The following is a 25,509-nucleotide window of genomic DNA, read 5'->3' on the forward strand; positions in this document are numbered from 1 at the left end:
CCAGATAAGTGAGGAAACACATGACTGGGCTGTTAGAAAGAAAAGTTGCTATCGTCACCGGAGGCACCAGCGGGATCGGACTCGCGACAGTCGAGCGCTTCGTCGCTGAAGGCGCGAGTGTCGTTGTGGCTGACATCCAGGATGAGCTTGGTGAAGGAATCGCGCAGAGGCTCGGGGACGCCGTCTTTTATTGCCATACTGACGTCACAGACGAAGCGGCAATTGAAGCCGTTGTCGCGAAAACCGTCGAACACTTCGGCTCACTCGACGTGATGTACAACAATGCCGGTGCCGGGGGAGACCCGGCACCCATGACAGAGCTCGGGTCCGAGGGCTTCGACCGCACGGTCGCGCTTCTTGCTCGCTCGGTGCTGCTCGGTCACAAGTACGCCGCGAAGCAGTTTCAGGCACAAGGAACTGGCGGCTCGATTATCTCGACGGCGTCCGCTGCTGGGCTTCAAGGCGGCTGGTCGGCTGCTGGCTACACGATCGCCAAGCACGCAGTTGTCGGCATCGTTCGACAGGCCGTGGCAGAGCTCGCTCCTCATGGCATTCGTTCGAATGCAATCGCGCCGGGAATCATTATGACGCCGATCATGGCCCGTACGTTCGGCGTACCGGTGGAGGACGCCGAACCATTTGCAGAGTTTCTCGCTGAGAAGCTTGGTTCGACACAACCGATCGGTCGCGTCGGCCAGGCCGACGACATCGCCAAGGTTGCGACGTTCCTCGCCAGCGATCTCGCGGGTTTTGTGACAGGTGTCACGATTCCTGTCGATGGTGGCGCTACTGCCGTCACCCAGGGCAGCTTCTCAACGGACGTGGTTGACGCTGCGAAGGAGTACACGGAACGATAAGTAGCGAAACGGAGTGCCTTCGTGAATGCGGGGTACTCCGTTTCGACACAGACAGTGCAGCGGTTCGGTTCATCCAGAGGATTGTCCGTCGCCGTCGGACGCAACGCCGGGCACGATCATGAACCTGACCTCGTGCACGAAGCGTGGCCGCGATGGAGCCGGGTTCACTCCCGCCAGAGAGCGGCGGGCGCGCTCGCACATGGTCGGGCTCAACGGCGCACCAGGCCTGCTTTGAGCGTGGGAGACGTCGTTTTCTCGCCGTGACTCTCAAACTCGGCGACTGCGGTATCGAGCACCGCCCAGCAGCTCGACAATTCAGATACTGCGTCGGAGCGCAGTTCTTGACCTTCAGCCAGGGTGAGCGTTGATGATGGTTCCATGGAGCAGTTTCACGAGTCCGTCGATGTGCAGTTGAGAGCTAGCGGGCGTCGTTTGCAGACGATCAGCGCGTTCGCTCACTCGGTGGGACTCAGCGCCAGCGCGCTTCGACAGTATGGGGAGAACGGTCTGCTCCGTCCTGCCGCAGTCGATGACCGAACCGGCTATCGCTACTACCACCCTGAGCAGCAGCAGCGAGCGATTTGGATACGGCGTTTGAGGGACGCGGGCCTCAGCCTGGAGCGAATCAAAGCCGTGCTCGATGGCGATGCCGCGGACGCGGAGAACATACTGGATGAGTGGTTGGCGAATGCCCAGGAACGATCGACGGCCGCAGAAGAGTTGGTTGCGGATTTCACAGTCACTTCGAGGGCTCGCCTCGACCCAAACCCTGTGCGTCGCACCTGTGTTCAGTTCGATGCAGCGGTACTCGGGTCGGCAATCCGGCAGGTTCAGTCTGCGTCTGCCCATGGCGACCCCGATTTCGATGGTGTGCTGATTGACGCCGGTACCGACTCGGTGTCGGTGACCGCGACTGACCGGTATCTTTTGATGGGGCGAATGGACGTCGCAATGAGCATCGATGGTCCTCCTGCGAGAGTGCGGGTCGACTCCACGCCAGCGCTAAAGTGGCTTCGAGCGCGTCAACTCGTTGAGCTTGTCATTGAGGCTCCGACTGGTCGCGATCACCGCGGGAAAGATGCCTCTGTCTCACTCAGAGACTCGCGAGGTGAGGTGCTCGAGCTGGTTTCGAAACCAGACAGGTTCCCCAGCGTCCATCACCTTGGCCTCGAAGATGGAGAAGCGTGGAGCAGACTCGTCTTCGATCGAGCCGACACGCTCCATCTCGCTTCGTCAGCTGAGAGTCTGAGCGTGTTCCTGACCTCAACGGGCAGCGAGTGTCAGCTGGCCGTGGGAAACCGGACCCTCTCAGGGTTCGCCAGCGGTGCAGCCGTGTCTCTTGAACTTTCGGGCCTTGCTCTGGCGTCCATTGCCAATGCAGCAGTCGCGCGCGAACTCGTCTGTGATGTCCGTGAACCGGACGAAGCGATAGTGTGGCGTTCGCCCGGTCAACCGGACTTCATCTCACTGGTCATGCCCCGGCTCGCATGACTCGCTTCGCAGTTCCGCGGGGTTTCAACGCTTGGGTGGCTGCAACGGTCGGCTCAGAACTCGGTTCTGGGGTTCTCGCGTTTGCTCTGACGTGGGTGGCATCCGGACACGGCCCAGACGTCGCCTCGGCAGTGCTTACCGTGACGGTGGCTCCCTCTGTGTTCCTGGTGCTGCTCGGTGGCGCGGTCACTGACCGGTTCGGGCCTCGTCGAGTCATGATCAGCTGCACCATCGTACTGATGACGACCAGCGCGAGCCTCGCCCTCGCCGTCACGCTCTGGGCAACGCCACCACTACTGCTGCTGATCACGGCTGCGCTCATCGGCACCGTTGCCGCGTTTCTCCGTCCGGCCGCGGGTGTGTTCCCTCGCCTCTTCGTCGCGGACAACACACTCGGCGCGGCCATGGCGCGAGTCGGGATGGCCAGCCAGCTCGCGCGCACAATCGCCCCGCCCCTTGGCGGATTGCTCATCGGCGTCACTGCGCTGAGCGGAGTCGCCCTGCTCGACGTGCTCGGATGCGCTGCCATGCTGGTCACCCTTCTCATGATTCGTCCGCCTATCGAACACGCGACTGCGATTGAGGCTGTCACCGTCCGTGGCATCGCCGACGGCATGACAACCGCGCGAGCCACAAAGGGTGTGCCTGCGCTCCTGGTGTGTGTCGCAATCGTTGCTGGCGCAGTGATCCCCGCTGTCCTTCTCGGAATACCACTCGCCGCACGAGAACGTGGCTGGACCGCAACGGAGGCCGGTGTGATTGAAGCAGGCTGGATTGCGGGCGGCCTTGTGTGCGGAGCATGGTTCGCCTGGCGAGGTACCGCGTCACGAGTCTGGCTCCCCATGGCCGCTGGACCGCTTGTTGTCGCAGCGGGCCTCGGACTCCTCGCACTCGCACCAATCTGGGGAATCGCCGCGGCAAGCACCATCCTCGTGGGTGTCGGAGTCGTCATCTTTACCGCCCACGTCTTCCCGACCTACATTCTGCTCGCACCGGCATCAATGATCTCCCGGTTTCAGAGCCTGCTCATACTCGTACAACAAGCACCACAACTCATCGTCAATCCGCTCATCGGGCTGATCGTCGCCTCGACCGGAACCGCAACCATGCTGGCAGCGTCAGCAGGAATCGCAATACTGGCGTCCATCGTCGTCGTCACAGACAAAACGCTGCAAACCTTTACGACGGGCTCCGAGACCGCCTCATAGAACCGTCCGTCGTGGCTCCGGATTGAGGGTCACACCAATTGCCGTTTACTTTGTGGCATCCGTCGTCTATGCTCGACCATCGTGAAGATCTAACGCACCCTGTACAGTCCGCGTCTGAAGGCTCAGCCCGGCGGACACCGTCACAGGTGCGCGGGATTCACATCCGCTCATGCAGAGCAGCCGATGTTCGGCGCGTGCACCTGGTCGACCCCGAGGGACCAGATGCACACTCAATCACTCCATAAACACACGGCTGCGACGTTCGATCATCTTCGCCTCGATGGCATCTCGCGATCATTCGGCGATCGTCGCGTTCTGACGAACGTTGGCTTCAGCGTTCCCCGGGGAGCGCGAATCGGCCTGATCGGCGAAAACGGCGCGGGCAAGTCGACGCTGCTGCGCATCATCGCCGGCGTTGATGAACCCGATTCCGGCACGGTGGCGCGCTCGGCTCGAACGGGACTGCTCTGGCAGGAGGTTCCGCGCGATGCCGACGACACTGTCGACGATCTGATCGAGCGGGCTCTCGTCGAGTTTCGTCTCGCCGAGCATGAACTGACGGATGCCGCTGAGAAGCTCGGCTCCTCAGCGTCCGATTCCGAGCGTTACGCCGCTGCCCTCGAGAACGCTGAGCGCCTTGATGTGTGGGCCATCGACGCCCGCAGGGACCGCGTACTTGCGGGGTTGGGGCTCGACAGCATCCCGCGCCAGCGACGGCTTGATGCGGTGAGCGGTGGCCAGCGCAGTCGATTCGCGCTCGCCGCTTTGCTGCTCGAGCGACCGGATGCTCTGCTGCTCGACGAGCCGACAAACCACCTCGACGATTCGGCGGTGTCGTTTCTGCGCGATGAACTCACCGGGTGGAATGGCCCTGTGCTGTTCGCGAGCCACGACCGCGCGTTTCTCGATGAGGCTGCGACGGCGCTGATCGATCTCGACGCCGGCCGTTCCGGACGTGGGGAATCCCACGGTGTCACCGTCTTCGGCGGCAGCTTTACCGAGTATCTTGATGCAAAGCAGGCCGAACGGGAAAGGTGGGAGCAGCAGTTTGCCGCCGAGCAAGACGAACTGAAGCAATTGAAACTCACCGTCGACGTCACGGCACGGCACGTGAATCACGGGCGCGGACCGACAGACAACGACAAGTTCATTACCAAGTTCAAACGGGCTCGCACCGACGGCGCGATCAGCCGTCGTGTGAAGGATGCTCGCGGACGTCTGGATGACCTGCGTGAGAATCACGTTCGCAAGCCGCCGACGCTGCTGAGCTTCACCGGCATCCCGACCGGGTCACATGCACGTGGCGAGGGCACGGCGCTGCTCGCCGTGCGCGACGTGTGCATTCGGGGAAGGCTGCGCGCCGACCGGGTGACAATCGAGCCGCAGACGCAGCTACTCGTGACGGGGCCGAACGGAGCGGGCAAGTCGACACTGCTGCACGTCATGGCCGGAGATCTGCGGCCCGACAGGGGAAACGTTGCTCGAAGGCGAGGCCTGCGCGTGCAGCTGCTGGAGCAAGACGTGCGCTTCGCGAAACCGGATGCGTCTGCCCGTCAGCTGTACGAGAAGGCACTCGGCGAGAAACGTGCGGGGCAGGTGCCGCTGACTTCCCTCGGCCTCGTCGCCCCGCGTGATGCGGATCGCCCCGTGGGGTCGCTGTCAGTCGGGCAGCAGCGTCGCGTGGCACTCGCACTCATCATCGCGAAGCCGCCGCACCTGTTTCTTCTCGACGAACCGACGAATCACCTCTCGCTCTCGCTTGCCACAGAGCTGGAGCACGCGCTGGGCAGCTACCCGGGCGCTGTCGTAATCGCGAGCCACGATCGGTGGCTGCGCCGACGCTGGAACGAGGAAGAGTTCGCACTGACGGCAGAATAGGAGGATGCCGCGTTCGCTGACCCTCAATCGTCCGCTCGCGCTGCTTGTCGCCGCCGCGTTCTTCATGGAGAACCTCGACGGCACGATCATCCAGACTGCCGCACCGGCAATGGCCGCCGATTTCGGGGTACGCGCCGTCGACATCAACCTGGCGATGACGGCGTACCTGCTCACCCTCGCTGTCGGCGTTCCTGCCAGCGGCTGGCTCGCCGACCGTTTCGGAACCAAGCGCGTCTTCTGTGCGGCGATCGCGGTATTCACCGCAGCATCACTGCTGTGCGCGCTCAGCCCGAGCCTTCCGCTGCTCGTCGCCGCGCGGGTTCTGCAGGGTCTCGGCGGTGCAATGATGGTGCCCGTCGGGCGGCTCGCGGTTCTGCGTGCCGTCGACAAACGCGATCTGCTCGACGCCATGGCGTACCTCACGTGGCCCGCGCTCCTCGCGCCGGTGCTCGCTCCAGCGCTCGGAGGAATCATCGCCGACACGATTGGTTGGCACTGGATCTTTCTCATCAACATTCCCATCGGCATCGTCGCGATGGTTGCTGCGATCAAACTCGTGCCGTCGGGCGAGTTCGCCCAGCGGCATCCGCTCGATCTCATGGGCTTTGCCCTGCTGGGAGTGGCACTCGCAGCTCTCGTGCTCGGCATGGAAGAGATCGGAACGAATCTCGGTGTCGCCCTGCTTCTGCTCGCTCTTGCGGGTGCGACCGGAGCACTGGGACTGTGGCGGATGCTGCGCGCAGCCCATCCGCTGCTGCGTTTCGGGGCGCTGCGCATTGCCACGTTCCGCGTCGGCAACGTGGGCGGCGGGGTCTACCGGCTCCTCATCAGCGCTGCGCCCTTCGTCTTCACTCTGATGTTTCAGGAGGGATTCGGCTGGAGCGCATCGCTCGCCGGCATCCTCGTTGTCGCGGTCTTCGCCGGCAACATCATGATCAAACCTGCGACGAGTCCGCTCATTCGGCGTTTCGGATTTCGCACGGTGATCGTCGGCAGCAACCTTGCCGGCGCCGCCGTGTACGTGTGGTGTGCATTCCTGACGCAGACGACGCCGCTTGCCGTGATCGCCGTTGCACTGTTTCTCAGTGGCGTCTTCCGCTCGATCGGATTCAGCGGCTATAACTCGGTGCAATTCGCTGACATCGAGCCGGAGCAGACGAACGAGGCGAATACCCTTGCGTCGACGATGCAGCAGGTGGCGGCGGGGCTCGGCATCGCTGTTGCCGCGCTCATCGTGCGGCTCACGACGAGCATTGCTGACATCGCCTTTCCGTCAGACGGCGGGCTCGGCTACCGCTGGGCGTTTCTCGTGGTCGCCGCGCTGTTGCTGTTTCCTGCGATCGAGGCGTCGCGGTTACCCGCGCAGGCCGGTGCACACGTCGCCAGGCGGTGAGTCACTGTCCCGCGGTTCTCTGCAGATTGAGCGCATGAGCCTCCCGCTCGGTTTCGACGTTGGGTTCTGAACCCTTAAGGGGATGCCCCGCGCTCTCTCGCAGAAGCGTGATGGCGACGAGCCCGATGATGGACATGCCGATCAGGTAGAACGCGGCAGCGAACTGGTTTCCGGTTGCCCGGATGAGCGCGTCGATCACGAGCGGTGCTGTCCCGCCGAAGACCGCGATGGAGATGTTGTATGAAACGCCGAGGTTCGTTGTGCGGCTGCTCGTGGGAAAGAGTGCCGGATATGTCGACGCGAGAGTTCCCATATACAGTGCGACCGGAATGCCGATGAGCGCGAGTCCCAGAATCGTGCCGGCGAGGCTGTCGTTGCCGAGCAGCGCAAACGCCGGGACGCTCAGAACGATCACCCAGATTGATGCTCCAAAGAGCACAGGCTTGCGGCCAACTCGATCGGACAGCATTCCGACGAGTGGCATCGAGCAGGCCATGAGCAGCAGAAGCGGAAGCGAGATCAGGTTGCTCTGCACGGCGTCGTGCTCGAGAACCGTCGACAGGTAGGTCGGCATGTAGGAGGTGAATGCGTAGCCCGCTGAATTCGCGGCAGCAACGAGGACGATGACCATGAGCAGCGCTCGCCAGTTCTCGGCAAACGCGCGAATCGGGTTGAGCTTCAGCCGTTCCCGACGTGCACCGGTTTCGTGGCGCCGAGCCTCGAGAAGCGCGTTGAACTGCGGCGACTCCTCGACCCGCAGGCGCAGGTAGATTGCAATCAAACCGATCGGGCCTGCGACGAGAAACGGGACGCGCCAGAGTCCATCGAGCATCGCCTGCTGGCCAAAGAACACCTGCAGAGCGGTTACTAGGGCGGCTCCGAGGGCAAACCCCAGATAGCTGCCGGCATCAAGAAACGCTGCATAAAAGCCACGTTTCTTGTCTGGTGCCGATTCGCTGATGAAGGTGATGGCACCGGTGAACTCGCCTCCCGCCGAGAATCCCTGCAGCATCTTGAGCAGCACGAGGAGTACCGAACCCAGGATTCCAACCGTGGCATAGACGGGCAGCAGTCCGATGGCGAACGTCGCCGAGGCGACGAGCGCCAGCGTCATGAACAGGACGCGTTTGCGTCCGATCTTGTCACCGAGCCACCCGAAGAACAGGCCGCCAAGCGGGCGGAGAAGGTACGTGCTCGCGAACGTTCCCAACATGAAGACAACCTGAGCGGCGGTGTCGGCCTCGGGGAGGAACACCGGGCCGAGCGTCACGATGAGGTAGCCGAAGACTCCGACGTCATACCATTCCATGACGTTGCCGACGAATGTGCCGAGAACGGTTCGTCTCAACTGCCGTCGCTTCACGACGTTGATCGTGCCCGTGTCATAGGGGCCGGTGAAATCTGCGTGATTTGACGTGGTCACGATGAAAACTCCATTGTCTTTGTGAGGTTCGCGTCAGGCCCGCGCCGCGTGCTGCCCGAAAACTGAGAAGTAATAGCAGAGGTACGCGGCGAGGGTCGATGTCATATCGCGGTGGTCGGTCATCGGGTTGACCTCGGTTACGGCGAAGGAATCGCAGTGCGGTGCAAGCGCGCTGACGATATCGATTGCCTGGCGTGAGGTGATGCCCCCGGGTTCGGATGCGCCCGCCCCCGGCGCGTGTGCCGGGTCGATGGCGTCGATGTCGAAGCTCAGATGAACATGATCTGCCCCAGCGATTCTTTCGAGAACACGATCCACAACCCCCGTGCTGCCGATCTGGTCGACGGTGCGTGCGGTGATCTGAGCAGGACCGTCGTCGAGAACATAGGCACGTGACGACGGGAAGTTGAAATGGCGGAGCCCCACTTGCACGCTGTGATCGCGACTCGCGCGCTGTAACTCGAGCGAACGGCGCATACCGCTTGACTGGCTGTGCCGCCCCTGCTGCTCATTCTCGTCCATCACATCGAGGTGGGCATCAAAGTGGATCACCGCGACGGTACCTTCATCGGTTCCGTCATGCAGCCCACGTGTGCCGGCGTACAGAAAACAGTCGTCGCCGCCGAGCAGGAGAGGCACGTGCCCGGCACGGACGCTCTGGGCAATGCGACTACTCGTGTTGGCAAGCGTCGCCTCGAGATCGTGCGCCACAACATGTGCGTCACCGCCGTCGGCGATGTGCGGGGCATCGTGTAACTCGCCGGTCTCAAGGGAATACACAGCGCCGTCCTCGACCCGCATCGTGATCCACTCGAGTGCGCGGCGGATTGAATCCGGGGCATAACGTGAGCCGGGGATGCCGAGAGTCGAAGCTCCATCAAACGGAGCGCCGACGATCTCGAAAGAGCGGGAGTCTGCCATTCTGAATCCTTGATTGTCGTGGGATGGGACGCCCCCAGTCTGCGGTGCGTGTGAACGGGGGCCAATCACGGTTATTGTGAGTACAACACATTCTGTTCACGGTGTGCGTGATGACTGGAGGGCGAGATGAGTGTGACGGTCGCGGACCTTCTTGCGGAGGAGACTCTGCAGTTGAGCTGTGTCGTCGGGCATGAATGGACGGGACGGCCGATTCGGTGGGTTCACGTATCTGAGATCGGGGATCCCAGCCCCTGGCTCAGCGGCAACGAGCTTCTCCTCACGACGGGACTCATTGAGCGAAGCGAAGCTGACGTGCTCGCGCTGTTCGAATCGCTTGCAGGCAGGGGCATCGCGGCCGTCGGGTACGGCGTCGGCTTTGTCTCCGATGAGGTGCCGCAGATGTGGGCAGAAGCGGCCCGCACCTGCGGCATCCCCCTGCTCGCTGTTCCTTTGAGCACTCCGTATATTGCGATCGCCGAGTTTGTGTCGCGACGTATCGCGGCCGAAGAGCTGACTCAGGTCAATCGGATGCTGGATGTGCAACAACGGCTTGCACGGAACACGCAGACTGCGGCACTGGTGCATGACAGCCTTGTCAAAGTCGCTCGTGTCCTCGAGGCGACGGTTGTTCTTCGGCGGGCTGATGGAAGCGAGGATGTCGTCCAGGGTGGGGGCGATCTCGACGAGCAAGAGCTCAACAGCATCCGGAATGAGATTCGCATTCACGGCGACTCGGAACGGCAGAGTGCAACTGCGGGCGTGAGGGACCTCGTCATTTACACATCGCGGGCGGCGTCGTCATTTCTCGCTGTGGCGCGCAAACGACGGTATTCGGCTGTCGAGCAGAACATTATCGGGTCCGTTGCAACCGTGCTCCGAGAGGACTCGGAGAGCCTCAGCCCGCTGACAGTGCGCCAAGAGCTGGCCGAGCTCATTCTTGATGATGTCGTGCCCCCGGAGGATGCGCTGATGCGGATTCTCTTGCCCCGGTCGCGCGGGTGCCTCGTCGTTCAGATTGAGTGTGAGTGCAGCGATGGTTCCCTCGACGAAGCTGCTTCCCAGCTGTGTTCCACATACTCAGCACAGCGCATCGAGGGTCTCGTCCTGCGTCGTGCTCCCGGCATTGTCGCTGTCATGTCTGATGCCGCTATCGGTTCCCTTGAGCCAATCGTCACCCGAGTGATTCAACAGGCGATCGGCTCCGACGCGCGGTGGAGAGCAGGCATCAGCGGGGAACACTCACTGAGTGACTTACGGAACTGCGTTCACGAAGCATCAGCGGCTCGACGAATGGTGCCGCGTGACTCAGACGGCCCACGGGTGGTCGCATACGCGTCGGTCAGCGCCGACAACCTCGCCGGGTGGATCGCAGAGCAGGCGGCTGAACAACCACTCATGGCCGAGTGGCGTCACCGTCTCGAGGCAGCCGATGGTGACTCACAGCGACTCTCGGGTAGCCTTCGTGCATTCCTGCGCTGCAACGGCGCGCGGGAACGCGCGGCTGCGAGCATCGGCATCCATCGTCAGACGGTGAACGCGCGTCTCACCGAAGCAGAGCAGATCCTTGATGTCTCACTCGAGTCGCCGAGCGACCGCGTGCTCCTCTGGCTCGCTCTTGAATCAGGCGATCGGGGAATGATGTAGCCGCGTGACCGCTACGGTAGAACCACCCACCGTTGCTGTCTGTGAAAGGGCCGCCACATGATTCACCGCAATTTCGCATGCATCGCAGCGCTTGCCGCAGCATCCGCTCTTGTCCTGGCCGGCTGCGGTCAGGCACCCGAGTCCGATTCCGATGACGGTGCGACGGCAGACTACTGCGCCCGCATGGTCACCAACTCTGGCGGGCTCGAAGACCGCTCGTTTAACCAGTCGAGCTGGGAGGGTCTTGAGCAGGCTCAGGACGAGCTTGGCATCGACGCCCAGGCGATCGTGTCGAAGACGCCGAGCGACCTCGAGCCCAACGTCGAGCAGGCCGTTGACACTGGGTGCCGCCTGATCGTCACCGTCGGGTGGGAGCTCGCCGAGTACACGCAGACTGCCGCCGCTGAGAACCCTGATCGACACTTCGCCATCGTCGACGAGCAGCTCGACGGCGAGAACATCACTTCGGTCGTCTTCAATACGGCCGAGGCGGCATTTCTCGCCGGCTACGTTGCCGCCGGCGTCTCGAAGACCGGAACCGTCGGCACGTTCGGCGGCGGAAACCAGCCCCCCGTCACGCTGTTCATGGACGGCTTCGTCGACGGAGTGGAGCACTACAACGAGGTGAACGATGCCGACGTGACGGTGATCGGGTGGGATAAGGACGCACAAGACGGCCAGTTCACCGGCGACTTCGAAGATGTCAATAAGGGAAAGGCGACGGCGGAGTCGCTCATTCAGCAGGGTGCAGACGTGATCATGCCTGTCGCCGGCCAGGTGGGCGAGGGCGCGGCAGCTGCGGCAGCGGACGCCGGCGACGTCTCGATCGTCTGGGTCGACAATGACGGCTACGAGACACTACCGACGGAGTACCAACCACTTCTCCTGACGAGTGTGCTGAAGAAGACACAGGATGCCGTCACCGACATTGTGAAGCGCGATCTCGACGGAGAGCTCGACAACGAGCCGTTCATCGGAACCCTTGAGAACGGGGGAGTGGACATCGCCCCGTTTCATGACATGACGGATGCGGTCGGCGACGATCTCGCCGCCGAAATCGACGAGCTTCGCCAGCAGATCATCGACGGCGATGTGGACGTGACATCTCCCAGCTCCCCGACGGCCTGACAGCATCCGGCCCCCGTTGTGGGGTGCTCTGAAGTGCAGGTCCATGCTCATACGTTGGGGGTCGCGTGAGGGGCGTGCTCATATGAGCACAAACGTGCGCAGTGCGCGAAGAGCGGCTTACGATCGCTCCACAAGGTTTGAGTTATCGATGTGTAACACTTCGAGGTCGAAGTGCGACAGAGCGCAATTGGAGCGCGTCACGTTCGGTAACCTGAGCCTTAATCCCTGCGGCACCGCAGGCTGCGCAACCTGGAGGTCACCTTGACAATCACAACCCGAAAGGCCGTGATGAGCGGCCTTGCTGGCCTGGGCGTCGTCGCCCTGCTTGCCGGCTGTGGACAAGCCCCCGAGTCCGCTGGAGGCGGCGGTTCGGACGGCGAAGCCATCGACTATCTTCCCTGCATCGTCTCTGACTCCGGTGGATTCGACGACAAGTCGTTCAACCAGTCGAGCTACGAAGGACTCGTCAAGGCTGCAGACGACCTCGGCATCGAAGAGAAGCACGTCGAGTCGGCGTCAGAGGCCGACTTCGGCCCGAACATCACGAGTCTCGTCGACCAGGGCTGCGACCTGATCATCACCGTCGGATTCCTGCTCGCTGACGCGACAAAGGAAGCGGCAGAGAAGAACCCCGACGTCAACTTTCTGATCCTTGATGACAACTCCATTGAGGCCGACAACGTCAAGCCGATGATCTTCGACACTGCTCAGGCAGCGTTCCTTGCCGGGTACGCCGCGGCAGACACGTCGAAGACCGGCAAGGTCGGCACATTTGGCGGAATGCAGATTCCGACAGTGACGATCTTCATGGACGGCTTCGCTGACGGCGTCGCGTACTACAACGAACAGAAAGACGCCGATGTGCAGGTCGTCGGCTGGGACGTTGATGCACAGCAAGGGCAGTTCACCGGTGGCTTCGATGCAAACGAGACAGCGAAGCAGACGGCGACCAGCGTCATTAACCAGGGTGTTGACGTGCTTCTGCCCGTCGGCGGTCCGATCTTCCTCTCTGGCATTGAGGCGATCAAGGACTCAGGCGAGGAGATCGCAATGATCGGTGTCGACGCTGACCTCTTCAAGACGGCCGATTCAGACAACGACATGTTCCTGACGTCGATCATGAAGCAGATGAGCGACGGTGTCTACAACATCGTCACCGCGGCCGCTAAGGATGGCGACTTCGACGCTGAGCCGTACGTTGGAACGCTCGAGAACGAGGGCGTCGGCCTTGCCCCGTTCCACGACTGGGAAGACAAGGTGAGCGACAGCCTCCAGGGCGAGCTCGACACGATCAAGGCGGGCATCATCGACGGCTCGATCGAGGTCACGTCTCCGTCAAGCCCGAAGTAATCGCTTACTCGCAACTCACAGCACTGCGGGGGAGGCCAGCCACCCAGCTGGCCTCCTCTGTTGTGATGGACGTACTAACCGTAGGATCCCTAACATGAAGCTCGAACTTCGCGGCATCACCAAGCGATTCGGATCGCTGACGGCGAACGATCACATCGACCTTGTTGTCGAACCGGGCGAAATCCACTGTCTTCTCGGAGAGAACGGCGCCGGAAAATCAACGCTCATGAACGTGCTCTACGGCCTGTACCAGGCTGACGAGGGCGACATCCTTCTCGACGACGAGGTGCAGAGCTTCTCGGGGCCCGGTGACGCCATGCGCGCCGGCATCGGCATGGTGCACCAGCACTTCATGCTCATTCCCGTCTTCACCGTTGCTGAGAACGTCATGCTCGGCCACGAGTCGACACGATTTGGCGGTGCGCTTGACCTCGCGGCCGCCCGCAAGCAGGTTCTCGAGATTTCCGAGCGATTCGGGTTCAATGTCGACCCCGACGCGCTTGTCGAGGATCTCCCCGTCGGCGTGCAGCAGCGCGTTGAAATCATCAAGGCTTTGTCCCGCGACGCCAAGGTTCTGGTGTTCGATGAGCCCACTGCCGTACTGACCCCTCAAGAGACCGATGAGCTCATCGAGACGATGCGGCAGTTGAAAGAAGGCGGAACGTCGATCGTCTTTATTACGCACAAGCTCCGCGAGGTGCGTGAAGTCGCCGACCGCATCACCGTTGTGCGTCTCGGCAAGGTTGTCGGCGAAGCCGAACCGACGGCGAGCAACAGCGAACTGGCCACCTTGATGGTGGGCCGTGCTGTCGAACTCACCGTGCAGAAGGACGACCCGACCCTCGGAGATGTGTCGTTCTCGGTCAAGAATCTCAATGTGATCGATCCTCTCGGACTCAAGGTTGTCAACAATGTGAGCTTCGACGTTCATGCGGGCGAGATTCTCGCGATTGCCGGAGTGCAAGGCAACGGTCAGACGGAGCTCACCGAAGCGATCATGGGTTTGCAGCCGCGCGTCACGGGAACAGTTTCGTTGAATGGCGAAGATCTCTCGGGTCTCGACGTGAGAAAAGTGCTCGATGCCGGAGTCGGGTACGTTCCCGAGGACCGTTCCGAAGACGGCATCATCAAGAATTTCACCATCGCCGAGAACCTCATGCTCGATCGGGCAAACGGAGCTCCCTTTGTCAAGGCCGGGAGCCTGCAGCTCGGGTACCTCGATACGTTTGCTCACGAGACGAAGGACGAATTCGATATCAGGGCCCCCTCCGTCGAGACGAATGCGGGAAACCTCTCGGGGGGCAATCAGCAGAAAGTGGTGCTCGCTCGGGAGCTCAGCCGCGAACTCAAGCTGTTCATCGCCGCGCAGCCCACGCGAGGCATCGACGTGGGTTCGATTGAGTTCGTTCACAAACGCATGGTCGAGACGAGAGACGCAGGCATTCCCGTTGTCGTCGTATCGACGGAACTTGACGAAGTGGCTGCTCTCGCCGATCGCATTGCCGTGATGTATCGCGGGTCGATCGTGGGCATCGTGCCCGGAAACACATCGCGTGACGTGCTCGGTCTGATGATGGCCGGCGAAAAGCCGACGGGAGCTGCAGCATGACCGACGTCGAAACGGACAAGAAGAATTCTGAGGCGCCGCGAGCGAACCAGCTCGCGTCGCAGATCATGAACAGCAGCACCGTGATGACCGTGCTGGCCGTTGTGATCTCACTCGTCGTCGGTGCCGTGCTCATTGCCTTCACCGACAGCAAGGTTCAGGAGACCGCAGGGTACTTCTTCGCACGGCCGGCCGATATGCTGGCCGCAATCTGGGACGCCGTTTCCGGTGCGTATATCGCCCTCTTCAATGGAGCGATTTACAACACGAATCGCGACACATTCCTCGCGGGGATCAAGTCCATCACCGATACGCTGCATCACGCCACGCCGCTGATCGCCGGCGGACTCGGCGTGGCGCTGGCGTTCCGAGCGGGCCTGTTCAACATTGGTGGACGCGGTCAGATGCTCGTTGCTGCAGGAGCCGCGGGATGGGTCGGATTCTCGTTCCACCTGCCGATATGGATCCACCTTCCTCTCGCAGTGATCGCGGGTGTTGTCGCCGGTGCGCTGTGGGGCGGTCTCGTCGGCTACCTGAAGGCGCGAACCGGCGCTCACGAGGTGATCCTCACGATCATGCTCAACTACGTTGCCTTCTATTTGATTTCGTGGATGCTGCGCACGCCAGGGCTTCTTCAGGCTCCGGGCACAGTGAACCCCGAGTCTGCGCCGATGCTGCCCACGGCGATTCTGCCGCCCATCTTCGGAGAGCGCTACAACCTGCACGCCGGATTCATACTCGTGATTCTCGCCACGGTGTTTGTGTGGTGGCTGCTCAATCGATCGAACCTCGGGTTCAAATTCCGTGCAGTCGGGGAGAACCCCAACGCTGCACGCACTGCTGGCATCAACGTGAAGAGCATGTATATCTGGTCAATGCTCATCGCCGGTGGGCTCATGGGTCTCGCTGGCGTCTCGCAGGTGCTCGGCACGATCACGAGCGGATTCAGCTCGGGGATCGACGCCGGCATCGGGTTCGACGCCATTACCGTCGCGCTGCTCGGCCGCAGCACCCCGTGGGGCACGTTCGCGGCCGGCATCCTATTTGGTGCGTTCAAAGCTGGTGGCTACGCCATGCAGGCGGGTGAGGGAATCCCGATCGACATCGTGCTCGTGGTGCAGTCGGTCATCGTTCTCTTCATCGCCGCGCCGCCGCTTGTGCGCTCCATCTTCTTCATCCCCAAGCCCGGTGCCCGTGACAAGAAGCGCACCACCCCCAACGTGTCGAAGGAGGTGGCGGCCAAGTGAGCACCGTCAGCAATGCAGCGGACATTCCCGTCTCAGAGAGCCTTGAAGTTGCACAGGTGCGAAGCTGGAAGGCACCTATCGCGTTTGCGATTGTCACCATCGCCGCGCTGATCCTCTTCGTCTTCCTTGCGCGCGAGGGCGACACAACGTTCAAACTGTCAAACGACTCAGACGCCATCGTGCTGCCGCCCCTCGTGATGAACGCGGCAGTGACCGGCGTCGTCGTCACGATTCTGCTCGCTGCGATCACCGCGGTATCGGTGTGGCGCACCATCAACTACACGGCGACGTGGCTGTGGCTCACCTCGGTGTTCGCCGTGCTGTTTCTCATCGGCTTCTTCGCGTGGGCGGCAGCGGGCGGAAACGTTCCCCTTCCCGGCTTCCTGCTCGGAACCGTCGCGCTATCGGCACCTCTGATCTTCGGTGCCCTCGGCGGCGTGATCTCTGAGCGCTCCGGTGTCGTGAACATTGCGATCGAGGGGCAGCTGCTCGCCGGCGCGTTCAGCTCGGCCGTCGTGGCCTCGGTGACGCAGAACCCCTACCTCGGACTGCTCGCAGCGATGGTTGCCGGAATGCTCGTGAGCTTCATTCTCGCGGCGTTCTCAATCAAGTACTTCGTCGATCAGATCATCGTCGGTGTCGTCGTGAACGTGCTCGTGCTAGGCCTCACCTCGTTCTTCTATTCGCAGGTGCTCACCGAGAACACTCCACTGCTCAACAGCCCACCGCGGTTCGAACGCATCAGCATCCCGTTTCTCAGCGAGATTCCGCTGATCGGCCCCGTGTTCTTCCGTCAGACGATCATCATCTACGTGATGTACATCGCGATTGCGCTCGTGTACTGGGGCATGTTCCATACCAAGTGGGGGCTTCGCGTTCGCGCTGTCGGCGAGCACCCGCAGGCCGCTGACACCGTCGGTATCCGCGTGAACACGACTCGATTCTGGAACGTCTCTCTCGCGGGAGCCATCGCCGGTTTCGGCGGCGCCTACTTCACGCTCGGCTCCGTCGGCGGGTTTACCAAAGACATGACCGCCGGCATGGGCTTTATCGCGCTTGCCGCCGTGATCTTCGGTCAATGGAATCCCATCAAGGCGACGCTTGCGGCACTGCTGTTCGGCTTCGCCACGAACCTGCAGAATCTGTTGGGCGCTCTCGGCTCTCCCGTGGACAGCGAGTTTCTCCTCATGCTGCCGTATATCGTCACGATCCTCGCCGTCGCCGGATTCGTCGGCCAGTCTCGACCGCCGGCAGCAAGCGGCAGTCCATACATAAAATCGTAGGAGGAACCGTGACCGACGCTGGCACAATCGACTGGGATCGACTTCGCCACAGCGCGACAGAGGCGATGCGCAAGGCATACGCGCCCTACTCGACGTTTCCGGTCGGCGCCGCGGCATTCGTGACAGACGGCCGCATCGTCACGGGCTGCAACGTCGAGAACGCGAGCTATGGAGTCGGGCTGTGCGCCGAGTGCGGCCTTGTCTCGAACCTCGCGATGACCGGAGGGGGTCGACTCGTCGCGTTTGCCTGCGTCGACGGCAACGGGCAGACACTCATGCCATGCGGCCGCTGTCGTCAGCTGCTGTACGAGCACTCAGAGCCAGGGATGCTGCTCGACACCGTCTCGGGAATCCGAACAATCGACGAGGTGCTGCCCGACGCATTCGGGCCGCGTCAGCTCGAAGACTTCAGTCGCTGACCAGCGACGTGCAGGCGCGCAAGGCTCACCGGCATCCGCTCTGCAAGGAAAGGAACGCATGACCGACCGTATTGAGGCGTTCGACGCCGTCGACATCATCCGCACCAAGCGTGACAAGGGTGAACTGTCAACAGACGAGATCAACTGGCTCGTCGACGCCTACACGCGTGAGTACGTGGGCAACGAGCAGATGGCGGCCCTGGCGATGGCGATTTTGCTCAACGGCATGACGCGACGTGAGATTCGCGATCTGACGCTCGCGATGATCGCATCTGGGGAGCGCATGGACTTCTCACGGCTCAAAAAGCGCACAGTCGACAAGCACTCAACCGGTGGCGTCGGCGACAAGATCACGTTGCCCCTCATGCCGCTCGTCGCGTCGTTCGGTGTCGCGGTGCCGCAGCTGTCAGGGCGCGGCCTCGGCCACACGGGCGGAACGCTCGACAAACTCGAGTCGATTCCAGGCTGGCGCGCAAACCTCTCGAACGACGAGATGTTCGCCCAGCTGCGCGAGCTCGGAGGCGTCATCTGCGCGGCCGGCTCCGGACTCGCACCCGCGGACAAGCGGCTGTATGCGCTGCGCGACGTGACGGGAACCGTCGAGGCGATTCCGCTGATCGCATCGAGCATCATGTCGAAGAAGATCGCCGAGGGCACGGAGTCACTTGTGCTCGACGTCAAGTTCGGCTCCGGCGCGTTCATGACCGACTTCGCAAAGGCCGAAGAACTTGCTCGCACCATGGTGGAGCTCGGCACGGATGCCGGAGTCGCCACGTCTGCGCTGCTCACCGACATGAACGTGCCCATCGGCACCGCTATCGGCAATGCGAATGAAGTGCGCGAATCGCTCGAGGTGCTTGCGGGCGGGGGGCCCGCCGACACGGTTGAGCTCACGGTGGCGCTCGCGCGCGAGATGCTCACGCTTGCAGGACAGCCGGATGCCGATGTCGAGGCAGCGCTCTCGGACGGCCGCGCCATGGACATCTGGCGCCGCACGGTGCAAGCTCAGGGCGGAAACCCGGATGCCTCGATGCCGACAGCACACGAGTCGCACACAGTCACTGCGGACCGCGACGGCGTACTCGTGCGCCAGGAGGCTCTTCCCTTTGGACTCGCCGCGTGGCGTCTGGGCGCTGGGCGCGCCCGAGCACAAGATCCTGTTCTGCATGCGTCGGGCATCGACCTGCACGTGAAGCCGGGGGAGCCGGTCACGGCTGGTCAGCCGCTGTTCACGCTGTCGGCAGACGACGATGCCCGCTTCCCGCGAGCGCTCGATGCCCTTGAGGGGGCCTACGAGATCGATGCGAATGCTACCCCCTTCGCGCCGGCTCCGCGTGTGGCGGCGCGCATCGGCTGACCCTCGAAAGTGACACGCGGTAAACTGCCGCCCCCGGCAGCCTGGGCAAGCGCATTCCCCAGCGTCTCACTTGTGGCGCGACGTTTTAGGCAGAAGTGCTGCCACCTGCGGACGGATCCGAGGGAGGCTGCTGCCGCTCAGAGATGACCGGGTGCGGCGCGACGGTGTAGAGGTGCGCTGACGTGAGGGCGAGCCAGAGCCATCCGGCGAGAACAGCGATCCAGAGTGCTGCGACGCCGATCGGAAACTGTGCGAGTGCGGCGCCCGCAATGAAGCCCACGAGAATGGTTGAGCCGCACCAAGCGCCGAGCTGCACGTGGCGTGATTCACTGCGCGATGCTGCCCACCGTGCATAAGAGAATGCTGCTGCGGCCAGTGCGACGAATCCGAGCGCACCGAAAACAAGGTGAAGGATGCCCCCAGCAGACACGATCTCACCTGACTGCTCTGGGGGAAACTGTTCCGTCGGTGCCGGCAAGAACACGGCACTGAGGCCGAGGCAGATGCCGTAAACCGCCGTGAGCGATCCGATCGCGAGCCCGCGGCCCGAGCGGAGCGTTCGGAGAACTCCGTACGCGGCGGCGAGCACCATGAGTGCCGACAATGCGGCGTTGGTCTGCTGCATCCAGCCGTGTTCTCCGAGCATGAGCAGGCTCAGCGCATCTCGAGTGAGGTCGAAGCCCGGACGCGTTAGAGCGAGAATGAGTCCAACGACAACGTAGAAAGGGCCTGCCACGACACCCCAGCCCAGTAGGCTGCGTGTGACAGCAGCACCGCGGTCAAATCCTGCTTGATCAGGAGGCATGCGCAAAGTTTATGACACTGTGAACGAAATTGCCTAGCAGAATCACTCAAGGTGAAAGTACTCGGTCAGACGTTCGCTCGCGGCATCCGGATTCGACTCTGACACGAAGTACTCCGCCATTTTTTGCTGCCATCGCGCATTGATGTCGGTCGCTGCCATGTCGCGCTGCGCCTGCTCGTAGTCGTCGGTTTCGAGGTAGCCGATGACGAGGCCGTCATCTGCGCGCAGAAACAGCGAGTAATTGTGCCAACCCGTCGCGCGCAGAGCCGCGAGCATCTCGGGCCAGACGTGGTCGTGCACAGCGAGATAGTCATTGACGCGTTCGGGCTTCAGGTGCATCAAGAAGCAGACGCGCTCGTGAATTGCCATGGATAACTCCTTCATCCCGGTGCCGCGCGGTATGGCCGGCATCTACGATGATATGTTTCACAAACATGTCAGGCAGACGCGGCAGCCCACACACAACCCGTTGTGCCATTGTGACGGCGCGCACGAGTTCCGGCAGATATAACGGCCACCCCGAGTTCGTCGGGGTGCATGTGGCAGTCGGGGACCGAGTCAGATCCGTGTTGTGCCGCGACGCTGTTCACGTCTGGTCAATACGAAACGGGGAAACGTCGGGGCGCGGCCCCCAGCTCCGTTGATGAGACGCGTCTTTCCCGCAGCCGAAAGTATTGGGGTGCCTCAAGTGCCGTCGGAGACAGAAGCGGAAAAGGCGTCGTCTGCGTCGGTTGAATGGGCAAGAGCCCGCCCTGCTTCCAGAACTTCCAGGCGGTTGCGCAGGGCCGTGGTCGCCAGCGCGTAGGCATCAGAGCCGAGCGTCAAACGTAATGGCGCTTCGGTGCTTTCGGCGGATGCGATTATGGCTGCCGCGATCTTTGCGGGGTCTCCTGGAGCTGGAAGCGGGGGAAGTTCGCCGGAGAGCATGTCGCGGAGGTGCCCCGACGGGCCGTCGCTGTATTCAGGCAGCGGTGAGCCCAGGACCGAACTCGCGCCTCCGAAGTTCGTGCGCGCGACGCCCGGTTCGACAAGGGTCACACCGATGTTGAAAGGGGCGAGTTCGGCAGCGGCTGATTCCCAGAACCCCTCGACGCCCCACTTGGTGGCGTGATAAAGGCTCATGGCTGGGAAAGCGACTTGACCACCGATGCTGGCGATCTGGATGAAGCGACCATGCCCCTGCCGCCGTAGATGGGGAATGGCAGCGCGCGCCAGTTGAATGGATGCAGTGAGATTGGTGGCGATCTGTCGATCAATCTGCTCGTCAGAGAGTTCCTCGGCCGCGCCAAACAGTCCGTATCCGGCGTTGGAGACGATAATGTCGATCTGCCCGAGATCGGCGAATGCACGATCCATAACCTCACGCAGAGTTGTGGTATCGGTGACATCCAATTCGGCTCGCCAGAGCTGGTCGGGGTGGCGGACCGCCAGGTCGTCGAGGGTCTCCGGGCGGCGTGCGGTGGCGGCTACCCTTTCCTTCCGCGCAAGAAGCTGTTCGGTGAGATGGCGGCCGAAGCCAGAGGACGTGCCGGTGATGAACCACGTGCGAGTCATGCGTGCTCCTTAAATCCAGAATGGGCCCCACCATGACGGAGATTTGCGACGTCTATCCAAGGAGCTTTCGTGCTGAGATGTTCGACTCATTAACCCCTGATCTGCCTACGGACGGCTTCAGCGATATGATCCTGGCCCTGGGTAAGCTCGAGAATCTGGCGGTGGATTTGCGGTGTGTGGACAAGTTCGGCGAGTGCGGCAGCGACGTCGTCACGAGTGACCCTTGTGTGGACTAGAGCAGGAGAGAGGCTGATGCGCCCGGTGCCCGCGTCGTCAGTCAAGGCAGCTGGACGCAGTATGACCCAGTCGAGATCGGAGGCGGCAAGTTCGGCGTCTGCCTTCTTCTTGACCTCGATGTAATGCTCGAAGGTGTCGGATACGTCCAGCCCGCGCCAGGCTTCGGGAAAGACGGAGACGAGCACCAGACGCCGTACACCAGCGAGGCGGGCTGCTTCAAGGGTCGTCGTGACGGCGGCACCGTCAATGGCATCGATGGCAGTGGTTCCGCCTTTGCCGCCAGCTCCAGCGGCAAAGACCAACACATCGGTATCCTTCAGCAATTCCGCGAAGGAAGGGCCATCGAGGCGAGTCACGTCGCCCTGGGTAGCCCGGATGCTGTCGGCCGCGAGTCGTTCGCCCTGTTCGGAGCGTCGGTAGAGCCCGTCGACTCTGTCGCCGTCAACCGTAAGCAGATGGGCGAGGCGGCTCCCGATGGCGCCGGCGATACCCACGATGAAAACTCTTGTTACGTCACTGTCGCTCATCTCGTCACTCTCTCTCGTTGGTTACCGGCCAAGATGAACATTGCGTGTGGACAAAGGCCGGGCGGATATAGCGCGTGGATAGATGCAGCATCCGTCCCTCGCTGTTTTGACGTGCCAATTGCGCAGGGAGCTACGCGTGGGGATTGTTGAGCTCCTCAAGGAGGGCCTCAGCGGCAGAACTGGACGATGCGGGGTTCTGCCCGGTGATGAGCAGCCCGTCCTTGACAACATATGGTTGCCAGTCGCCGATTTTCGAGTACTCCGCACCGAGCCGCTTGAGTTCGTCCTCCACGAGGAATGGAACGACTTCAGTCAGACCGACGGCATCTTCTTCCCCGTTAGTGAATCCAGTGACCCGTCGGCCACCGACGAGGGGAGTGCCGTCAGGATTTGTCGCGTGACGCAACACTCCCGGGGCGTGGCAGACCAGGGCCAGGTGTTTGTTCGCGTTCAGCGTGGCTTCGATGAGTCGAACGGAGGCAGGATCTTCCGCCAGGTCCCACAGCGGGCCGTGGCCGCCAGCGTAGAAGACGGCGTCAAAGTCTTCGACAGCGACGGAGTCTAAGCGGGTGGTTCGCTCAAGGGCGGCGAGAGCCTCGGGGTCGGACTCGAAACGGCGAGTTTGGTCAGTCTGGAATTCCGGCTCATTGCTTTTGGGGTCGAGCGGCGGTTTGCCGCCGTGGGGAGAAGCGAGTACGAGGTCGGCTCCAGAGTCGGTGAAACGGTAATAGGGCGCGGCGAGCTCCTCAAGCCAGAACCCGGTATCACGACCGGTCGAGCCGAGTTTGTCGTGCGAGGTGAGGACGATGAGTATTTTCATGGCTTCTTTCCGTTCTCGTGCGCTGGTCGTCGTGAGCGAGGCGAACGGACAGAGAGGGGTGTCAGCGGTTAGTCGCTGGCGTCTCGTCGCGTCGCGTTGATATGTGCAGAAGGTGACGGGTTGCCTTCATCGTTGTGTCTAGCGGACCGATGTCGCGACGGATCTTTGCCATTACGCTCGCCCCGAGCCACATGTCGTACAGCAGCTCCGCGGTGTCGCGGGAGTCACCGGCTATGGAAATTGAACCGTCCTTCAAGCCCTCCGCAATCGTGTTCTCAATGCGGTCGATAATCTCGGAGGTGCCGTCTTTGAGTGCGAGTCGCATAGATTCAGAGAGGTCGGCGACTTCCGCCCCAAGCTTCACCGCGAGGCACTTACCTTGACAATCGTCGAGGCTCTGAGTTTCGTGCCAGTCTCGCCAATAGGCCATCAGGCGATCTGCTGCGGTCCGCTTCGGCTCGGCGAAGATGTGTTCCATTTCAGCGATGTAGTCAGCAAAATAGGCTTGCATCATTGCCTCCCCGAATGCGTCCTTTGAGCCGAAGTAATGGTAAAACGAGCCTTTCGGTACCCCAGCCGCGGTGAGGATTTCGCTGGTACCGGTTGCAGAAAACCCTTTTCGAGACATAATCCGTCGACCTGTATCGAGAATCTTGCGGCGGGCGTCGCCCTGTTTCGCTGGCATGGTTGCAATGATATTGCCGATGGGACCAGTCTTCTATTGAATGTCGCGCCATTGCTCGCTCACCGGTTTTACTGATCGAGGAAGTCGAGGAGAAGCTTATTGATTTCGGTACTGTGCGTAGTGAGCAATCCGTGGGGAGCGCCCTCGATCTCGACGTACTTAGCTTCGGGCAGGGCCGCGGCAAAGCGGCGCCCGGTAGCGTCGATCGGCAGAGTCCGGTCGGCGGTGCCGTGCACGATCAGGGTCGGCACGTCGATTCGGGGGACGTCCGCTCGGAAGTCCGTCGACCACGTGAGCGGCGCGGCGGCGGATGCGATCGGGCCGGCTGCAACCGCAACGTTCCAAGAATTGCGCACCGCTTCTTCGCTTACTCGAGTGCCCAGGTTCTCGTCTAGGTTGAAGAAGTCAGCGTAGAAGCCTGTGAAGAATGCATACCGATCCTTCGACGCGGCTCGGGAAATTTCTTCGAAGAACGAGGGCAGGGCGGCTCCGTCGGGGTTGTCGTCTGTGATGGCCAGATACGGTTCCAGGGACGCGAGGAAAACGGCTTTGGAGACGCGGTGGGATCCGTACGTAGACAAGTAGCGTGCGACTTCGCCGGTGCCCATCGAGAAGCCGACGAGGATCGCGTCGTGGAGGTTCAGGGTTTCCATGACCATGTTCAGGTCAGCGGCGAAGGTGTCGTAGTCATAGCCCGTTGAGGGTTGGGCAGACTTGCCGAAGCCGCGTCGATCGTAGGTGATAACTCGGTGGCCGGCACCGAGCAGTGCTGGGATCTGCGCCTCCCACGAGTTGCCGTCCAACGGGTACCCGTGGATGAGCACGACGGGCTGCCCGGTCCCTTTGTCTTCGTAGTGAAGATCGATGTCGGCGCTGTTTTCTTTGCCGACCGTGATACGTCCCATGATTCTCTCTCCCCCGAGCTGTTCATTGCTCGTCGTGTTGCGCCATCATGACTATATGACCGGTCTACTAGTTAAACAACCCCTCTCGCGACGAAATCCTCCATTGTTTTTCCATCGAGCAGTCACGTGGCGCTTCGGCCCCTTGTGCGCGGGACCGCTACACCGGCCACGCGCGGGCTGCGTATCGTGCGGCGGCCAACAGCTGGTCACGGTCGGCGCCATCCCGAGCTCCGGCAGCCATGCCCGACAGCACGGTGTCGATAAATGCGGCTACCTCGTCGGCTTCGGCGATTGAGGCGAGCTCACCTTCGGCTGCCGCTTGGCGCAGTCGCGCTCGGATGCGAATGCGGGTCTTTTCGCGTCTCTTGGCCAACCGTGGCTCGCCCATTATCAGGCAGCCAGGGGGCTGTCCAGGTGTCGTAAAGTGCTCGGCCGACGATCTGAGCAGCTGCTGGATTGCCTCTTGTGCCCTGGGCGCCGACAGATCGCGCTCCAGATCCTCGTCGAGGTGCTCGGTGTAGAGGGCACAGGCTTTGTCAAAGAGCGCCTCTTTGTCGCCGAACGCCGCGTAGAGGCTCGGCGCGGCGATGCCCGCTTCTGCGCACACGTGCGCGACGCTGACTCCGTCGTATCCGCGCTCCCAGAATGCGCGCATTGCAATTCGGAGTACTTCGTCCTTCTCGAAGGTCCTCGGTCTTCCCGCCATGGCCAAAGTGTATCGCACGTTAAAGAATGTGCTACGTTGTTTTATGTAATCGCTACTAAACAATC

The 25,509-nt window shown here is 62.0% G+C and carries 23 protein-coding genes; 13 read left to right on the top strand and 10 right to left on the bottom strand.

From position 1 onward, the window contains the following. Positions 1 to 20 precede the first annotated feature (20 nt). The 5 genes from HCR76_RS04450 to HCR76_RS04470 all read left to right on the top strand — a co-directional run bounded on the left by HCR76_RS04450 (position 21) and on the right by HCR76_RS04470 (position 6,827). Positions 21 to 857, top strand: a complete 837-nt coding sequence (locus HCR76_RS04450; protein ID WP_166988594.1) for an SDR family NAD(P)-dependent oxidoreductase — start codon at positions 21 to 23, stop codon at positions 855 to 857. A gap of 378 nt (positions 858 to 1,235) precedes the next feature. Beyond that, positions 1,236 to 2,348, top strand: coding sequence for a MerR family transcriptional regulator (locus HCR76_RS04455; RefSeq protein ID WP_166988596.1), 1,113 nt, complete (start codon positions 1,236 to 1,238; stop codon positions 2,346 to 2,348). A gap of 35 nt (positions 2,349 to 2,383) precedes the next feature. Further along, a complete protein-coding gene (locus tag HCR76_RS04460; RefSeq protein ID WP_166988598.1) occupies positions 2,384 to 3,556 on the top strand; it encodes an MFS transporter in 1,173 nt (390 codons plus the stop codon). A 222-nt stretch (positions 3,557 to 3,778) separates the two neighbouring features. Then, positions 3,779 to 5,434 carry an ABC-F family ATP-binding cassette domain-containing protein gene (locus HCR76_RS04465; RefSeq protein WP_166988600.1) on the top strand — a complete coding sequence of 552 codons (1,656 nt, stop codon included), beginning with the start codon at positions 3,779 to 3,781 and terminating at the stop codon, positions 5,432 to 5,434. Between the two features lie 4 nt (positions 5,435 to 5,438). Next, positions 5,439 to 6,827 (top strand): MFS transporter, encoded by a 1,389-nt coding sequence (locus tag HCR76_RS04470; protein WP_166988602.1) that lies wholly within the window; start codon positions 5,439 to 5,441, stop codon positions 6,825 to 6,827. Between the two features lies 1 nt (position 6,828). Here HCR76_RS04470 and HCR76_RS04475 read toward each other — a convergent pair whose 3' ends face one another. Then, entirely contained in the window at positions 6,829 to 8,250 is a 1,422-nt protein-coding gene (locus HCR76_RS04475; RefSeq protein ID WP_244971483.1) for an MFS transporter, read from the bottom strand. Between the two features lie 33 nt (positions 8,251 to 8,283). Continuing rightward, on the bottom strand, positions 8,284 to 9,171 hold the full coding sequence (locus tag HCR76_RS04480) for an arginase family protein (protein ID WP_166988604.1): 888 nt from the start codon (positions 9,169 to 9,171) through the stop codon (positions 8,284 to 8,286). A 126-nt stretch (positions 9,172 to 9,297) separates the two neighbouring features. On the opposite strand from HCR76_RS04480, the gene HCR76_RS04485 reads away from it, so the two are divergent. The 8 genes from HCR76_RS04485 (at position 9,298) to HCR76_RS04520 (ending at position 19,205) form a co-directional block, all read left to right on the top strand. After that, the gene (locus HCR76_RS04485; RefSeq protein WP_166988606.1) at positions 9,298 to 10,815 is read left to right on the top strand and encodes a PucR family transcriptional regulator; all 1,518 of its coding nucleotides are present in this window, start codon (positions 9,298 to 9,300) and stop codon (positions 10,813 to 10,815) included. Positions 10,816 to 10,872: 57 nt separating this feature from the next. Beyond that, the gene (locus tag HCR76_RS04490) at positions 10,873 to 11,943 is read left to right on the top strand and encodes a BMP family lipoprotein (RefSeq protein WP_166988608.1); all 1,071 of its coding nucleotides are present in this window, start codon (positions 10,873 to 10,875) and stop codon (positions 11,941 to 11,943) included. Positions 11,944 to 12,204: 261 nt separating this feature from the next. Then, positions 12,205 to 13,293, top strand: coding sequence for a BMP family lipoprotein (locus tag HCR76_RS04495; protein WP_166988609.1), 1,089 nt, complete (start codon positions 12,205 to 12,207; stop codon positions 13,291 to 13,293). Between the two features lie 94 nt (positions 13,294 to 13,387). Further along, positions 13,388 to 14,902: an ABC transporter ATP-binding protein gene (locus tag HCR76_RS04500; RefSeq protein WP_166988611.1), complete on the top strand. Its 1,515-nt coding sequence runs from the start codon at positions 13,388 to 13,390 to the stop codon at positions 14,900 to 14,902. After that, positions 14,899 to 16,146 (top strand): ABC transporter permease, encoded by a 1,248-nt coding sequence (locus HCR76_RS04505; RefSeq protein ID WP_166988613.1) that lies wholly within the window; start codon positions 14,899 to 14,901, stop codon positions 16,144 to 16,146. Before HCR76_RS04500 ends, HCR76_RS04505 begins: the two co-directional genes overlap by 4 nt. Continuing rightward, entirely contained in the window at positions 16,143 to 17,429 is a 1,287-nt protein-coding gene (locus tag HCR76_RS04510; protein WP_166988615.1) for an ABC transporter permease, read from the top strand. Before HCR76_RS04505 ends, HCR76_RS04510 begins: the two co-directional genes overlap by 4 nt. Positions 17,430 to 17,437: 8 nt before the next feature. Continuing rightward, positions 17,438 to 17,848: a cytidine deaminase gene (locus HCR76_RS04515; RefSeq protein ID WP_166988617.1), complete on the top strand. Its 411-nt coding sequence runs from the start codon at positions 17,438 to 17,440 to the stop codon at positions 17,846 to 17,848. Positions 17,849 to 17,906: 58 nt separating this feature from the next. Further along, positions 17,907 to 19,205 (top strand): thymidine phosphorylase, encoded by a 1,299-nt coding sequence (locus HCR76_RS04520; RefSeq protein ID WP_166988619.1) that lies wholly within the window; start codon positions 17,907 to 17,909, stop codon positions 19,203 to 19,205. Between the two features lie 85 nt (positions 19,206 to 19,290). Here the strand turns inward: HCR76_RS04520 and HCR76_RS04525 are convergent, their stop codons facing one another. The 8 genes from HCR76_RS04525 to HCR76_RS04560 form a co-directional block, all read right to left on the bottom strand. Next, a complete protein-coding gene (locus tag HCR76_RS04525; RefSeq protein ID WP_166988621.1) occupies positions 19,291 to 20,010 on the bottom strand; it encodes a DUF998 domain-containing protein in 720 nt (239 codons plus the stop codon). Positions 20,011 to 20,052: 42 nt separating this feature from the next. After that, positions 20,053 to 20,379, bottom strand: a complete 327-nt coding sequence (locus HCR76_RS04530) for an L-rhamnose mutarotase (RefSeq protein WP_166988623.1) — start codon at positions 20,377 to 20,379, stop codon at positions 20,053 to 20,055. Positions 20,380 to 20,694: 315 nt separating this feature from the next. After that, a complete protein-coding gene (locus tag HCR76_RS04535) occupies positions 20,695 to 21,564 on the bottom strand; it encodes an SDR family oxidoreductase (protein ID WP_166988626.1) in 870 nt (289 codons plus the stop codon). Positions 21,565 to 21,653: 89 nt separating this feature from the next. Further along, positions 21,654 to 22,328 carry an SDR family oxidoreductase gene (locus HCR76_RS04540; RefSeq protein WP_166988628.1) on the bottom strand — a complete coding sequence of 225 codons (675 nt, stop codon included), beginning with the start codon at positions 22,326 to 22,328 and terminating at the stop codon, positions 21,654 to 21,656. Between the two features lie 130 nt (positions 22,329 to 22,458). After that, a complete protein-coding gene (locus tag HCR76_RS04545; RefSeq protein ID WP_166988630.1) occupies positions 22,459 to 23,148 on the bottom strand; it encodes a type 1 glutamine amidotransferase domain-containing protein in 690 nt (229 codons plus the stop codon). A gap of 61 nt (positions 23,149 to 23,209) precedes the next feature. Continuing rightward, positions 23,210 to 23,833 (bottom strand): TetR/AcrR family transcriptional regulator, encoded by a 624-nt coding sequence (locus HCR76_RS04550; protein WP_166988632.1) that lies wholly within the window; start codon positions 23,831 to 23,833, stop codon positions 23,210 to 23,212. A gap of 68 nt (positions 23,834 to 23,901) precedes the next feature. Next, on the bottom strand, positions 23,902 to 24,738 hold the full coding sequence (locus HCR76_RS04555) for an alpha/beta fold hydrolase (protein WP_166988634.1): 837 nt from the start codon (positions 24,736 to 24,738) through the stop codon (positions 23,902 to 23,904). A gap of 157 nt (positions 24,739 to 24,895) precedes the next feature. Continuing rightward, positions 24,896 to 25,444, bottom strand: a complete 549-nt coding sequence (locus HCR76_RS04560) for a TetR/AcrR family transcriptional regulator (RefSeq protein ID WP_166988636.1) — start codon at positions 25,442 to 25,444, stop codon at positions 24,896 to 24,898. Positions 25,445 to 25,509: the final 65 nt, after the last annotated feature.

Origin of the sequence: Paramicrobacterium chengjingii (assembly GCF_011751765.2) — a bacterium.
Classification (GTDB): domain Bacteria; phylum Actinomycetota; class Actinomycetes; order Actinomycetales; family Microbacteriaceae; genus Paramicrobacterium; species Paramicrobacterium chengjingii.

Coding starts and splice junctions, on each gene's coding strand:
- HCR76_RS04450 (WP_166988594.1), top strand. CDS start 21: ATGACTGGGCTGTTAGAAAGAAAAGTTGCTATCGTCACCGGAGGCACC.
- HCR76_RS04455 (WP_166988596.1), top strand. CDS start 1,236: ATGGAGCAGTTTCACGAGTCCGTCGATGTGCAGTTGAGAGCTAGCGGG.
- HCR76_RS04465 (WP_166988600.1), top strand. CDS start 3,779: ATGCACACTCAATCACTCCATAAACACACGGCTGCGACGTTCGATCAT.
- HCR76_RS04470 (WP_166988602.1), top strand. CDS start 5,439: ATGCCGCGTTCGCTGACCCTCAATCGTCCGCTCGCGCTGCTTGTCGCC.
- HCR76_RS04480 (WP_166988604.1), bottom strand. CDS start 9,171: ATGGCAGACTCCCGCTCTTTCGAGATCGTCGGCGCTCCGTTTGATGGA.
- HCR76_RS04485 (WP_166988606.1), top strand. CDS start 9,298: ATGAGTGTGACGGTCGCGGACCTTCTTGCGGAGGAGACTCTGCAGTTG.
- HCR76_RS04490 (WP_166988608.1), top strand. CDS start 10,873: ATGATTCACCGCAATTTCGCATGCATCGCAGCGCTTGCCGCAGCATCC.
- HCR76_RS04500 (WP_166988611.1), top strand. CDS start 13,388: ATGAAGCTCGAACTTCGCGGCATCACCAAGCGATTCGGATCGCTGACG.
- HCR76_RS04505 (WP_166988613.1), top strand. CDS start 14,899: ATGACCGACGTCGAAACGGACAAGAAGAATTCTGAGGCGCCGCGAGCG.
- HCR76_RS04520 (WP_166988619.1), top strand. CDS start 17,907: ATGACCGACCGTATTGAGGCGTTCGACGCCGTCGACATCATCCGCACC.
- HCR76_RS04525 (WP_166988621.1), bottom strand. CDS start 20,010: ATGCCTCCTGATCAAGCAGGATTTGACCGCGGTGCTGCTGTCACACGC.
- HCR76_RS04530 (WP_166988623.1), bottom strand. CDS start 20,379: ATGGCAATTCACGAGCGCGTCTGCTTCTTGATGCACCTGAAGCCCGAA.
- HCR76_RS04535 (WP_166988626.1), bottom strand. CDS start 21,564: ATGACTCGCACGTGGTTCATCACCGGCACGTCCTCTGGCTTCGGCCGC.
- HCR76_RS04540 (WP_166988628.1), bottom strand. CDS start 22,328: ATGAGCGACAGTGACGTAACAAGAGTTTTCATCGTGGGTATCGCCGGC.
- HCR76_RS04545 (WP_166988630.1), bottom strand. CDS start 23,148: ATGAAAATACTCATCGTCCTCACCTCGCACGACAAACTCGGCTCGACC.
- HCR76_RS04550 (WP_166988632.1), bottom strand. CDS start 23,833: ATGCCAGCGAAACAGGGCGACGCCCGCCGCAAGATTCTCGATACAGGT.
- HCR76_RS04555 (WP_166988634.1), bottom strand. CDS start 24,738: ATGGGACGTATCACGGTCGGCAAAGAAAACAGCGCCGACATCGATCTT.
- HCR76_RS04560 (WP_166988636.1), bottom strand. CDS start 25,444: ATGGCGGGAAGACCGAGGACCTTCGAGAAGGACGAAGTACTCCGAATT.